The organism is Campylobacter ureolyticus (genome assembly GCF_027277485.1).
Classification (GTDB): domain Bacteria; phylum Campylobacterota; class Campylobacteria; order Campylobacterales; family Campylobacteraceae; genus Campylobacter_B; species Campylobacter_B ureolyticus_B.
Genome location: NZ_JAPXGQ010000006.1, coordinates 70306 through 84311 on the forward strand (window position 1 = coordinate 70306; position 14006 = coordinate 84311).

The 14006-nt window shown below is 28.2% G+C and carries 12 protein-coding genes; 10 read left to right on the forward strand and 2 right to left on the reverse strand.

The genetic code is table 11. The features are described from left to right. Positions 1-51 precede the first annotated feature (51 nt). Complete coding sequence (locus tag O6B72_RS04505) at positions 52-939, forward strand: RsiV family protein (RefSeq protein WP_269492349.1); 888 nt, start codon at positions 52-54, stop codon at positions 937-939. 119 nt (positions 940-1058) lie between these two features. Here O6B72_RS04505 and O6B72_RS04510 read toward each other — a convergent pair whose 3' ends face one another. Together O6B72_RS04510 and O6B72_RS04515 are read right to left on the reverse strand one after the other, a co-directional pair. Further along, the gene (locus O6B72_RS04510; RefSeq protein ID WP_269492350.1) at positions 1059-2126 is read right to left on the reverse strand and encodes a tyrosine-type recombinase/integrase; all 1068 of its coding nucleotides are present in this window, start codon (positions 2124-2126) and stop codon (positions 1059-1061) included. Between the two features lie 45 nt (positions 2127-2171). Then, positions 2172-4727, reverse strand: a complete 2556-nt coding sequence (locus O6B72_RS04515) for a YhdP family protein (protein ID WP_269492351.1) — start codon at positions 4725-4727, stop codon at positions 2172-2174. Between the two features lie 16 nt (positions 4728-4743). On the opposite strand from O6B72_RS04515, the gene mltG reads away from it, so the two are divergent. From mltG to O6B72_RS04560, 9 genes are all read left to right on the forward strand, one after another. After that, entirely contained in the window at positions 4744-5637 is an 894-nt protein-coding gene (gene mltG / locus O6B72_RS04520) for an endolytic transglycosylase MltG (RefSeq protein WP_269492352.1), read from the forward strand. An 88-nt stretch (positions 5638-5725) separates the two neighbouring features. Next, complete coding sequence (locus O6B72_RS04525) at positions 5726-7885, forward strand: NADP-dependent isocitrate dehydrogenase (protein ID WP_050334652.1); 2160 nt, start codon at positions 5726-5728, stop codon at positions 7883-7885. A 4-nt stretch (positions 7886-7889) separates the two neighbouring features. Next, positions 7890-8735 (forward strand): lactate/malate family dehydrogenase, encoded by an 846-nt coding sequence (locus tag O6B72_RS04530; protein WP_269492353.1) that lies wholly within the window; start codon positions 7890-7892, stop codon positions 8733-8735. Positions 8736-8744: 9 nt separating this feature from the next. Further along, positions 8745-9929 (forward strand): ADP-forming succinate--CoA ligase subunit beta, encoded by a 1185-nt coding sequence (gene sucC, locus O6B72_RS04535; RefSeq protein WP_258298478.1) that lies wholly within the window; start codon positions 8745-8747, stop codon positions 9927-9929. Continuing rightward, positions 9926-10801 (forward strand): succinate--CoA ligase subunit alpha, encoded by an 876-nt coding sequence (gene sucD, locus O6B72_RS04540; protein ID WP_258298477.1) that lies wholly within the window; start codon positions 9926-9928, stop codon positions 10799-10801. Before sucC ends, sucD begins: the two co-directional genes overlap by 4 nt. Before the next feature lie 12 nt (positions 10802-10813). Then, a complete protein-coding gene (locus O6B72_RS04545) occupies positions 10814-11119 on the forward strand; it encodes a 4Fe-4S dicluster domain-containing protein (protein WP_269492354.1) in 306 nt (101 codons plus the stop codon). Continuing rightward, positions 11116-12252 carry a 2-oxoglutarate synthase subunit alpha gene (locus tag O6B72_RS04550; protein ID WP_101636658.1) on the forward strand — a complete coding sequence of 379 codons (1137 nt, stop codon included), beginning with the start codon at positions 11116-11118 and terminating at the stop codon, positions 12250-12252. The genes O6B72_RS04545 and O6B72_RS04550 overlap by 4 nt, the downstream gene beginning before the upstream one ends. Next, positions 12252-13097, forward strand: coding sequence for a 2-oxoglutarate ferredoxin oxidoreductase subunit beta (locus O6B72_RS04555; protein WP_269492355.1), 846 nt, complete (start codon positions 12252-12254; stop codon positions 13095-13097). Before O6B72_RS04550 ends, O6B72_RS04555 begins: the two co-directional genes overlap by 1 nt. Continuing rightward, a complete protein-coding gene (locus O6B72_RS04560) occupies positions 13094-13642 on the forward strand; it encodes a 2-oxoacid:acceptor oxidoreductase family protein (RefSeq protein ID WP_024961714.1) in 549 nt (182 codons plus the stop codon). Before O6B72_RS04555 ends, O6B72_RS04560 begins: the two co-directional genes overlap by 4 nt. The last annotated feature ends 364 nt before the right edge of the window (positions 13643-14006 follow it).

Sequence of the window (14006 nt, forward strand, 5' to 3'; positions counted from 1 at the left end):
TGAAATCAAAAATTTAGTTACAAATAATTTATTTTCTAAAAAGGAGAATTTATGAGAGCTTTTATATGGCTGTTTTGTTTGGTTGCGATTTTATTTAGTTTGGAGATAAAAGATGAAGTGAGTTTTGTTTATAAAAATGATAAAGTTCAAATTTATCTAAATTTAGATGAAAATTCTACAAAAGGTCATATTTTCTACGACAATAAAGAGCATGTTTTTAATGCTGAAAATTTTAATGGTTCGGAAGTAAATTTTATATATGACGATGGTGAAAAAATAAATATAAATTTTGTTTATGATGGATTGATTTTTGAAAAAAGAGGCGATTTACAATCTTTAAAATTATATAAAAAGTTTAATTTTTTAGCCTTAAATTCCATTTTTGACAATGGTAGTAATGTAAAATTTAAATACGGCAAAAATTTATTATTTCAAGGTGATAAAAAAACTATTGAAAATGAGTTAAAAAGCAGTTATAAAGAAGAGCTTGATTATTTTTTAGAATTTGTTAGCGATTTACAAGATGATTTTCCTTTTACCTATGAAACAGAAAAAAAAGTGAGAATTTATTACACTAATGATAATTTTAATGTTTTTGAAAACTTTTTTTATAATCATAATGGTGGTGCTCACGGTATGTATTCACTTGTTTATGAGACATTTTACAGAGGTAAAAAAATTACGCTTGACGAAATTTTAGTAAAAAATGAAAAACTTAGACTTAAAATTTGGGATAAAGTTAAAGAAAACGCTTACATAGAAGAAAATGAATTTGAAATAACTGAAAATTTTAAACTAAATCCTTATGGCATAACTTTTGTCTATGCACCTTATGAAATCGCTCCATACTCTTTTGGAAGCCCTAAGGCATTTTTTACATTTGATGAGATAAGTGAGTTTTTAAAAGATGAGTTTAAAGACACAAATTTGTTTTTATAAATTTATATATTAAACTTTAAATCTAACTATAAAATTTGGGTTGAATTTTACTTAGTTTAACCCAAAACAGCTTTTATGCTTCATTTTAATTTCTGCCCAGCTTAAAATTTACTAAAATTTCATTCTATTTTTGATAAATCGTCAGCTACTTTTGCAGCAAGTCTTAGTTTATCACTACTAAAGTGTGTGTAAATTCTAGAAGTATTTAAACTAGCATGCCCTAAAGCTTCTTGGACTAAAACCAAATCTTTTTGTTTTTTATAAAGCATAGTTGCAAAAGTATGGCGAAGCATATGAGCACCATTTTTAGCTTTTCTAATTCCGGCTTTAAATAAAATTTGCTCTACGATACGGCTGATATATGCCTGAGTTAGTGGTTTTCCTTTCCCATTTACAAATAAATATCCATCTTTATTTAGGTAATTTATTTTTAAGTTTATTAAGTGTTCTTCAATTAGATGTTTTTTTATCATGACAATCCTATATTTATTTCCTTTGCCTCGTATTCGTATCACATATAAATCCCCATCTTCGCTAAAATCTTTTTCTTTTAAATTTATTGCTTCACTTACTCTAATTCCTGTAAAAATTATGATTTTTATAATTAATTTATTTCTATGATCATTTGCCTTAAAATCACTTTTTTCAATTGCCTCTAAAAACTCTTTTACCTCATCTTCACTCATATATTCAGGCAGTTTTTGTCCAGCACTTCCACTTACTCCACCCCAGTTTTTTAGTTCAATTCCGTAGTTGTGAGAAGTCCCGTTTTCTTCATTTTGTTTGTCTAAATATGAAAAAAAGTTAATTACTGCAATCCTATAATTTTTCTTAGTTGCATCACTAAGCCCGCCTGTAACGCTAGCTAAAATTTCACTTAAAAACTCCTCGTTTATCTCTTTTAAACTAGTAATTTCATAATATATTATAGCTTTAGCAACTTTTTTTAATGGATTAAAATATGTATTAATCCCAGTAATTCCAGCATTTCTTGCCTCTTTTACAAGCCCATCAAGTTCTTTAAAATTTTCAACTCCTTTTATAAGGCGTAAATTTACACTATTTAAAGCTTTTGGATCTTTTAATTCTTTATTTGAAAGAGAGCTTAATTTATATCTTACAAATTTGCAAAGCCAAAAAATTAGCGAGTTTTCAACACTGTCTTTATAATCAAGCTTATATTTCAAATTTGGTCCTTTTGAAAAATCTTATATTGAAAATTATACCATTTTTTATTCAAATAAAGTAAAAGGAAGCTCGAGTGTGTTTTTAATAATATTAAGTGGTGAAAGTAGAGCATCTTGTAAAACTTTATTTGAGTAATTAGGACTATCAAGAGTTCCTCTTATCTTAACAACTGTTGAAATAGAACGATCTTTTCCAAGAATTATTTGATTTACTAAAGGAATGTTTGCAATAATTGAGCTTGCATCTTTTAAGTATTTTACCTCAATATCTAAATCAATTTCTTTTGTTTTTAAATTTATTGTTCCAACTCCGCCCATATCAGCAGTTGAACCTTTAAAATCCATAGCTTGTACATAAATAATATTATCTTTTTTTACAAAAATAACTCTGCCTTTTTTTACATTAAAACCTTTGCTATTAAAATCTGGTGTTTTTAACTTTAACAGTGATGGAATGCTATCTAAAAAAGATAAAAGTTGCTGATATAAAACTAAATCTGTTAAATATGTATCATTCATTAAAATTTCACCTCTAAACTCATCAATGCTTTTTCCAAAAACTTTTATATTAAATTCCCCGCCTTCAAAGCTTTTTGATTTCAAAAAATTATTTAAACTTTGAGAACTTAGATTAAGTCCAGTTGCAGATAAAATTTCAGGTGTTATTTGAAGAGTTAGCTTTCCTTGTGGAGCTAAATTTGCATCAAATTTTATATTTTTATTGTCTAAATTTCCTTTGAAGCTACTTAAATTTAAAGTTTTATTTATATCTTTTAAAATAATATCAGAATTATTTCCGCTTATATTTATTTTTGGAAAGTTAGTTTGCGATGAAGCATTTATGTCATATTTTAACTCAAAATCAAGCCTATTTATATCTAAATACATATCTTTTTTGCTTTGTTTAAAATTTAAATAATTTGTATTTGCATAAATTTCACCATTTTTATAATTGATATAAATTTCATCACTATCATATTTACTTCCATCTTTTTTGTATAAAGGTAGATCAAAAATAGTGTTTTTTATATTTATTTTGTAGTCTTTAAAATCTTTTGTATTTACTACTAAATTGCCATTTTTAAAACCTAAATCAGTAAGGATTTTAGAATATTGAATCAAGTCTTTTAAGTTACTAACTTCAATTTCATTTGTTTTATCGAATTTAATTTTTGTATTTAACTTTGGAATTTCAAGTAAAACTGTTGGTTTTGAAAAATCTAATTTTAAATCAGAACTAAAATTTTTTCTTTTAAAAATATCATTTATAAACACCTCTTCAAAATTTGCAGTAAGGTTAGCTTTTGAGACTTTTGTGTCAATTTTACCTTTTAAATTTGAAGCTTTAAAAAGCTCTTTATTAGAAATATTTGAAGCATTTAGGTCAATTTGAGAATTTTTTATTAGAACTTCTAAATTTTGCATATTAAATTTAGCCCCTGATATTAAAATATCACTGTTTTTTAAAACCGAATTTGCCAAAACATCAATTTTATGAGGATGGGCTTGAATATGTAATAAAACCTCTGTTTTACTATTGCCATTTTGCTGTAAAATTGGCAGATTGATATTATAAGCTTTTAATAAATTTAAAACTTCATTATCAACCAAACTATTGGTTTTTATATCGACTATAATTTTTGTTGTTCCATCCATTATATTTAAAATATTAACTTTTGAGCCGTTTAGATCTTTGTTTTGATAAGTGGGTTCAAATAAATCAAAATATAGATTTCCATTTTCAAGCGCTATATCGGCACTTTTAACAACAGCACTTGGAAGTTTTTCATTAAATGTTACATTTAAATCATAAGCCTTTGCAAAACCATTCATTTTATTTAGTTTATAGTCCAAATTTACTATGTCAATCATCCCATTTAGATATTTGATATCATAATATTTTGCTATTACTTTTCCATAAATCCACTCTTTTAAGTGTTGATCCATCCCTGTTTTAAAACCAAGTTCATCCATAAAATTTTTAATGCTAGTTGCGGTTGCACTTTTTATTTCATATTTTAAAAGTCCATTTTTTATACTAAAGTCAAGCTTTCCATTTATTTCATGTGTTAAAAAAAACCCATCAAAACTATATAATTTATTTATTAAATTTATATATCCGTTTCCTGCGATAACTATATTGAAATCTTTAAAGGAAAGCTCATTTATTGCGATATCATAACTATTTTCTTTAGGGATTATTTTTGTATCTATTTTTAAAAAATCAGTATCAAAATAAAAAATATTATCTTTAAAAAGTGCAGTTATATTGTTTTTTCCAATCTCAACATTTTCTAAATTAATCTCTTCAAAAAATCTATTTAAATATACAATATAACTAAAAATTTTATCTAAATCTAAAGCGCTAAACTCTTTTTTTTCATCGTTTTTGTTTAAATTTTTTTTAATCTTTAAGTTTTTTGCATTTATTATAAGCTTTTTATCAAATTTTATATATAATCTTTCGATATGTATATTATCGCGGTCGATATTTCCTATATTTATCCCGTTTTTTAATATGACAAAAAACACTGAAAGGATTATTGCTAAAATGACTACGATCGTTAGAGTAATTTTTGCTATTTTTGATATAATTTTCATCTTTATCCTTGCTATTTTGACAGATTTAACAGCCAAAACCTCCTTTAAAGGTGAAATTTTTATCCCAAAAGGAAGTGCTACCAAAATTATATCAAATCTATCACATCAAAATTTAAATGTAACTAAATTTGATCCTAAAATTTTAGAATTTATTGGAACTGTAAAAAGCGGATATTTAGACCTTGGAGATAAAAATTTAACCAAAATCGATCTTTTTTATAAGTTAACTACCGCAAAGCCTGTTATGAGTGATATCATAATAATACCAGGCGAAACAACTGTGGTTTTTTTAGAAGAAATCTCAAAAAAAGAAAATCTTGATTTTAATAAATTAGAACTTGAATATAATAAAACTACCCCGTTTTATGAGGGTTTTTTAATTCCTGAAACATATCATCTAGCAAAAGGTTATGATGAAAAAGAGTTAATTTCAGTTTTAGTTAAAAACTCACTTAAAATACACAAAAATTTAATTAATAATTATGAAAAAGAGCATTATAAAACCATAGAATCCGATGAATGGAAAAATATATTGGCAAAAGCTTCGGTTATACAAAAAGAAGCAGCAAATAAAGATGAGATGAAAATAGTTAGTTCAGTTATTGATAACCGCCTTGATAAAGGTATGAGGCTTCAAATGGACGGAACTCTTAATTATGGTAAATTTTCACATATAAAAATCACGCCTGATAGGATAAGAAATGATGAGAGTAAATTTAATACTTACTTGAATGACGGGCTTCCACCAATTGTTTGCATGGTTAGCATTGAAGCAATTGATGCAGCTATAAATCCGGTAAAAACTGAATATTTATATTTTATGCGTGATAAAAGAACTAATAAACATATTTTTACAAAAACACATAGTGAGCATTTAAAACAAGTTAATATACAAAGAAATCTAAAGTAATGTTTAAGATAAAATTTATTACAAATTTATTATTTTAACTTTATGATAAATTTGATAAAATGATAATAGAAATAAAAAAGGAGTAAGAATGAGTGATATTGTTTATACCTATACTGATGAAGCACCAGCTTTAGCAACTTTTTCACTATACCCAATAATTAAAAATTTTTTAAGTAAAGCAGGTGTTAGCATAGAAATGGTTGACATTTCTCTTGCAGGGCGAGTTCTAGCAGCTTTTAGCAATGAGTTAAATTTAAATATTAGTGATGATTTAAATTTTTTAGGAAAATTAACAGAAGATAAAAACGCAAATATTATAAAACTTCCAAATATTTCAGCCTCTATTCCACAACTTAATGCTTGTATAAAAGAGCTTCAAGAAAAAGGTTTTAATGTTCCAAATTTTGTAAATGAGCCAAAAAACGATGGAGAAAAAACTATAAAAGAAAAATATTTAAAAGTTTTAGGAAGCGCTGTAAATCCTGTTTTAAGACAAGGAAATAGCATAAGAACAGCTGCAAAAGCAGTAAAAAACTATGCTAAAACTCATCCGCATAATAATGGCATTTGGAATAAAAATGTAAAAACTGAAATTTTTTATATGGATAAAGGAGATTTTTACTCAAATGAAAAATCTACTGTATTTAAAAATGATACAACTTTAACCATTAAATTTACAGCCGATAACAAAAAAGAAAAAATTTTAAAAAATGATTTAAGAATTTCAAAAAATGAAGTAGTTGATGCAACTTTTATGAGTGCAAAAGAACTTGATAAATTTATTGAAAAAAGTTTAGATTATGCTCTACAAAACAATCTTTTATATTCAGTTCATTTAAAAGCTACAATGATGAAAGTAAGTGATCCGGTGATTTTTGGGCATTTTGTAAAGGAGTTTTTTAAAGTAGTTTTTAATGAGTATGGATTTGAGTTTGAAAGACTTGGAATAAACCAAAACAACGGACTAAAAGATCTATTTGAAAGACTTGAAAATTCCAAATTAAAAGATGAAATTTTATCTAAATTTGATGAAATTTGTAAAACTAGACCAAATTTGGCAATGGTTGATAGCGATAAAGGAGTTACAAATTTACATATTCCAAGCGATGTTATAATTGATGCATCAATTCCTGCAATGATACGAAATAGCGGTAAAATGTGGGATAAAAATGGTGAGTTAAAAGAGTGCTTAGCTGTAATTCCTGATAAAACTTATGCTGTAGTTTATGAAAGCATGTTAAATGACTTAAAGAAAAATGGTTCACTTAATCCAAGCATTATAGGAAGTGTTACAAATGTTGGGTTAATGGCTAAAAAAGCTGAAGAATACGGAAGTCATGATAAAACTTTTGTTATAGAAGAAGATGGAAAAATAAAAGTTTTTGATAAAAAAGAGAAATATTTTGAGTTTGAAGTTAAAAAAGGCGATATTTTTAGAATGACAACTGTTAAAGATGAGGCTATAAAAAATTGGATAAAAATAGCTTTTGATTTAGCAAAAGAAAAAGATATTAAACCTATTTTTTGGCTTGATAAAAGCAGAGCTCACGATAATAACTTAATAAAAATTATAAAAAATGAAATTAAATACAATGAAGAGTATGAAATTTTAGCACCAAAAGATGCACTTATAAAAACAAATGAAATTATTAGAAGTGGAAAAGATGCGATTAGTGCAACTGGAAATGTTTTAAGAGATTATTTAACTGACCTTTATCCTATATTAGAGCTTGGCACAAGTGCAAAAATGCTTTCAATAGTTCCACTTTTAAATGGTGGCGGTATGTTTGAAACAGGAGCTGGTGGTTCAGCACCAAAACACGCGGAACAACTTTTGAATGAAAACCACCTTAGATGGGATAGCTTAGGGGAATTTATGGCTTTAGCACAGAGTTTAAAATATTTAGATAAACCAAAAGCCAAAATACTTGGTGCTGCACTTGATGATGCAATTTGTAAATTTTTAGAAAATGACAAATCTCCAAAAAGAAAAGTAGGAGAGCCTGATACTAGAAATAGTCATTTTTATTTAGCTTTATATTTTGCAGATGAGCTTTTAAAAACTGATTTGAAAAAAGAATTTGAAATTTTAGCAAAAGAGTTAAAAGAAAATGAAAAAATAATAAATGATGAACTTTTACAAGTTCAAGGAAAAGGTGCCGACTTAGGAGGATATTATAAATTTGACCCTAAAAAAGCTGAAGAAATTTTAAGACCAAGTAAAACTTTAAATAAAATAATAGGATAATTGTATGAAAGTAGGAATAATCGGAGCTGGGAATATCGGCTCAAATATAGCTTCTTTATTAATTTCTCAAGATTTAGCAAGTGAAATTTTACTAATTGATATAAATGAAAAACTTGCCCTTGGTAAAATGCTTGATTTAAGTACTTTAAGTGTGATTTTAGATAAAAATATCAAAATAAACTCTACACTTGATTATAGTAAATTAAAAGATTTTGATATTGTTGTTATAACAGCTGGAATTACTAGAAAAGAAGGACAAAGCAGAGAAGGGTTGGCTAAAATAAACGCCTCAATAGTAGGGGAAACTTCAAAAAAAATAGCTGAGTTTTCTCCAAATGCTATTATTGTAATTGTTACAAATCCACTTGATTTAATGGTTTATGCATGTTATAAAAATAGCGGCTTTAATAAAAATAAAATCATAGGAATGGCAGGAGAACTAGATAGTGCAAGAGCAAAATTAAATTTAGCAAAGCTTAAAAATATTTCTCCAATTAACGCAAAAATAAATGTTTTTGGAATGCATAATGATGAGATGATAATTCAAACTAGCCAAGATTTAACAAAAGATGAATTTCAAACTGTAAAAGATGGAACGATAAATGCTGGAGCAAATATAACAAAACTATTAGGCACATCCGCATATTATGCGCCAGCAGCAGCTGTTGTTAAGATGATAAAAGCTATTAAAAATGGAGGAAATGTTATTGCTTCTGTTTTGGATGATAATGAGATAAGCTTTGGAAAAGAGATAAAGCTTAGCAAAAAAGGTGTTGAAAAGATAGTAGAAAATGAAGTTTATAAAAGTGTTGATACTTCAAATTTTATAAAATTAAAAAAGAATTTATAAGGGAATTTAATGAATATCCATGAGTATCAGGCAAAAGCACTTTGCAAAGAATTTGGCATAAAAACAGCTGATGGATTACTTGCACTAACAAGTTTAGAAGCAGTTAATAATGCTAAAAAACTAGGTGGTGAAATTTGGGCTATAAAAGCTCAAATTCATGCAGGTGGAAGAGGACTTGGAGGTGGAGTTAAAATTGCTAAAAGCCTAGATGAAGTCGAACAATACGCAAAAAATATGATTGGAATGAGCCTAATCACTCCACAAACTGGAAAAAATGGTAAAGTTGTAAATAAAATATATATTGAAAAAGGCTGTAAAATAAAAAAAGAGTTTTATTTGAGCCTTTCGTTTAATCGTGATTCTCAAAAACTTTGTTTAATAGCAAGTTCAAGTGGTGGAATGAGTATAGAAGAGATATCAAGCTCAAACCCAGAGCTTATAAAAGCTATTTTTATTGATCCACAAATTGGTCTTATGGATTTTCATATTTTAGAGATTTCATCATTTTTAGGTTTTGATAAGGATAAATATACCAAATTTCATGATATTTTAACTAAAATTTATGATCTTTATATGCAAAAAGACACTGTTTTGATAGAAACAAATCCATTAATCCTAGATGAAGATGATGAATTTCTAGTGCTTGATGCAAAAATGAGCTTTGATGATAGTGCACTTTTTAGACATCCTGAAATTTTAGCTTTAAGGGATTTAGATGAAGAAGATAATGCTGAGATAGAAGCTAAAAAACACTCTTTAAGTTATGTAAAACTAGATGGCAATATAGGATGTATGGTAAATGGTGCAGGTTTAGCTATGGGGACAATGGATGCTATTAATTTTGCTGGCGGAAAACCTGCAAATTTTTTAGATGTTGGAGGACTTGCAAGCTCTCATACTGTGGCAAAAGCATTTGAAATTATTCTAAAAGATGAGTTTGTGAAAGTTATTTTTATAAATATTTTTGGAGGCATTGTAAGATGTGATAGGATTGCAAATGGCATAATAGAAGCAATAAATTTAATAAATCCTAAAATTCCAATTGTTATAAGACTTGATGGAACAAACGCAAAAGAAGCAGAGTATATTTTAAAAAAAGCAAATATTTTAAATTTAATTCCTGTAAAAAATTTAGAAGATGGTGCTATTTTGTCTGTAAAACTTTCCAAAGAGTCTAACAAGGATATTAAATGAGTATTTTAATTGATAAATCTACAAAAGTTATTGTTCAAGGCTTTACAGGCAAAGAGGCAACATTTCACTCACAAAAATGCCTTGAATATGGCACTTTAATAGTTGGTGGAGTAACTCCATTTAAAGGTGGAATTACACACCTTGGACTTCCTGTTTTTAACACTGTTAAAGAAGCTGTTGAAAAAACAAATGCTAGTGTTTCGCTTATATTTGTTCCTGCTATGTTTGTGGCTAATGCTATTATAGAAGCTGCAAATGCTGGAATTAAACTATGTATTGTTATCACAGAACACGCCCCATTAAATGATATAATAAAAGCAAAAAATTTTGCAAATAAATGTGGTACCCAAATAATAGGCCCAAACTCACCTGGTATTATAAGTGCGGATGAATGCAAACTTGGAATTATGCCTGGAGATATTTTTAAAAAATCAAATTTAAATATAGGTCTAATCTCAAAGTCAGGAACATTAACCTATGAGGGTGCAAAGCAAATTTTAGACGAGGGATATGGTATCTCAACAGCTATTGGCATAGGTGGAGATAGGGTTATAGGACTTGGATTTAGTGAACTTTTGGAGATGTTTGAAAAAGATGATGATACAAAAGCAATTGTTTTAATAGGTGAAATTGGAGGCATTTTAGAAATAGAAGCTGCAAAAACCATAAAGGATAAAATTTCAAAACCAGTTGTTGCCTTTATAGCTGGTGTTACAGCCCCAAAAGGTAAAAGGATGGGTCATGCAGGTGCTATAGTAAGTGATTATAATTCAACTGCAAAAGGAAAAATGCAATCTTTAGAAAAAGTTGGTGTTCATGTAGTGCAAAGCCCTGCTCATATTGGCAGAAAATTAAAAGAAGTATTAGGCTAAAAAGGAAAAAATATGGAAAATTTAAAAGCTGTTTGGGTTGATGAGAGTAGATGTAAAGCTTGTAATATCTGTGTAAGCTACTGCCCAAGTGGGACTTTGGCTATGAGGTATGAGCCAAAGGCTATTCAAGGTATGATGATAGAAGTATTAAATGACAAAACCTGTATTGGTTGCAGGGATTGTGAAACACATTGTCCTGATTTTGCTATTTTTGTGGCTGATAAAGGTTTTAAATTTGCAAAACTTACACCAGAAGCAAGAGCACTTTCACGAGCTATTAAAGAAAATAATTTTATGAAAATAAAGGATGAATTATGAGTGTGGAAGTTATCTCAACCGGTAATGCTTTAGTGGCAAAAGCTGCAATTGATTGTGGCTGTAAATTCTTTGGTGGATATCCAATAACTCCATCTAGTGAGATAGCTCATGAAATGAGTGTAAGGCTTCCAGAAGTTGGTGGAACTTTTATTCAAATGGAAGATGAAATTTCTGGCATTTCAGTTGCGCTTGGAGCTTCTATGAGTGGAGCAAAAGCAATGACAGCAAGCAGCGGTCCTGGAATTTCTTTAAAATCAGAACAAATTGGTCTTGCATTTATAGCTGAAATTCCTCTTGTTATTGTAAATGTTATGAGAGGAGGTCCATCAACTGGTCTTCCTACTCGAGTTTCTCAAGGTGATATTTTACAATCTAAAAGTCCAACTCATGGAGATTATCAAAGCATAACTTTAATACCAGGAAGCTTAGAAGAAGTCTATACTTTTACAATAAAAGCTTTTAATTTAGCTTCTAAATTTATGACACCTGTTTTTTTACTTCTTGATGAAACACTTGGTCACATGCAAGCAAAGGCTGTTTTGCCAGATATTAAAGATATAAAAATATATAAAAGAGATGAGTTTAAAGGTGAAAAAAACAACTATTTGCCATATAAAGCAGATATTGATAAACCTGCCGTTTTAAATCCTTTCTTTAAAGGTTATCATTATCACATCACAGGACTTCATCACGGAAATACAGGCTTTCCAACTGAAAATGGCGAGATAGTTGATTATAATATTAAAAGACTTTTTAATAAGATAAATTTACATAAAGATGAAATTTGTGAATTTGAAGAGTTTAACTTAGAAAATGCTGAAATTTGCATAATAGCTTATGGAAGTGTAAATTTAGCAGTTAAAAGTGCCATTGAAATTTTAAATAAAGAAGATATTAAGGTTGGGCTGTTTAGACCTTTAACCTTATGGCCAAGTAGTAAGAAAAAAATAAAAGAAATTTGCGATAAATTTAAAAATATCTTAGTAGTTGAGTTAAATTTAGGACAATATTTTGGAGAAATTCAAAAATGTGGTTTAAGAGATGATTTACACACACTTTTTAAAGCAAATGGAAGACCAATTAGTCCAAATGAGATTATTAAAAAAGTAAAAGAAATCAAAGGAGTGAAATAATGGCATTTAATTATGATAAATATCTACGAACCGATAAACTTCCAACTCTTTGGTGTTGGGGATGTGGTGATGGTGTGATTTTAAAGGCTATTATAAGAGCTATTGATGCTATTGGTTGGGATTTAGATGATGTTTGTGTAGTAAGTGGCATAGGATGTAGTGGAAGAATGAGCTCGTATATAAATTGTAACACTGTTCATACAACGCACGGAAGAGCATTAGCTTATGCAACAGGTATAAAACTAGCTAATCCAACTAAAAATGTTATTGTTGTAACAGGAGATGGAGATGGTCTTGCAATTGGTGGAAACCATACAATTCACGCTGCAAGAAGAAATATAGGTATTAAGCATATTTTAATAAATAATTTCATTTATGGTCTTACAAATTCTCAAACATCTCCAACAACACCAAAGGGCTTTTGGACAGTTACTGCACAAAGAGGAAATATAGATCCAAGTTTTAATGCAACTGATTTATTAATTGGAGCAGGGGCGACATTTGTAGCAAGACAGACGATAATAAACGCAGATGTGTTAGTAAAACTTTTAGTAAAAGGCTTTAGTCATGACGGGTATGCTTTTTTTGATATTTTTTCGAATTGTCATATAAATTTAGGTAGAAAAAACAAAATGGCACAAGCTACTGATATGATAAAGTGGATTGAAAACATAACAGTAAATAAAATAAAATATGATAAATTAAGCGATGAAGAAAAAGTAGGGCTTTTCCCACTTGGAGTTTTGCACGAAGATAACTCTCACCTTGAATATACAAAAGCCTATGCTAAGGTTATAGAGGCCGCGCAAAATAAAACTAAAATCGACTTTAAGGAGATAGTATGACAACAAAACTTAGATTTGTAGGAGTTGGTGGACAAGGAGTTATACTAGCAGGTGAGATTTTAGCAGCTGCAAAGATAAAAGCAGGTGGTTTTGGCGTAAAGGCATCAACCTATACTTCTCAAGTTAGGGGTGGTCCTACAAAGGTTGATATTATATTAAGTGATGATGAGATTTTATATCCATATGCTGATGATATAGATTTTATGATAGCAACAGCACAAGTTAGTTTTAATAGTTTTAAAAATGATGTAAAAGAAGGTGGAGTTATTGTAGTTGAGCCAAATTTGGTAAGTCCAAGCAGTGAAGATAGAAAAAAATGGCAAATTTATGAAATTCCTATTATTTCAATTGCAAAAGATGATGTTGGAAATGTAATAACTCAAAGTGTTGTGGCTCTTGGGATTGCGGTTGGCTTTACAAAAGTTATGGATAAAGAACTTGTTAGAAATGAAATGTTAAGAAGCGTGCCTGAAAAAGTAAAAGAAGCAAATATAAAAGCTTATGATTTAGGACTAAAAGCGGCCAATGAGCTATTGAAAAATTAAATAATATTTGATTTAAGTGCTTTAAATTTTAACACTATAGCTCAAAACTTCAATATAAAATGTTGTTTATGTAGGAGAGTTTAGAGATAAATATAACAACCAAACATTTAATTTAGGACTAAATTATAAGTTTTAAAATACTTTAAGGGAAGATTTATCTTCCCTTAAAAACAATATTCATAACTTCTTTAACCAATATCTTTAAAAGTTTCTAATTTATCACTTAATATATTTTTCTTATAAATAATACTAAATATATATAGTTAAATTTATGAAATTTTATACAAATTCACATATAATATGCAAAATTTAAAGATTTTATTTAAGAAAGATATAAGTTTTTTCTTATAATAAAGATGAATTT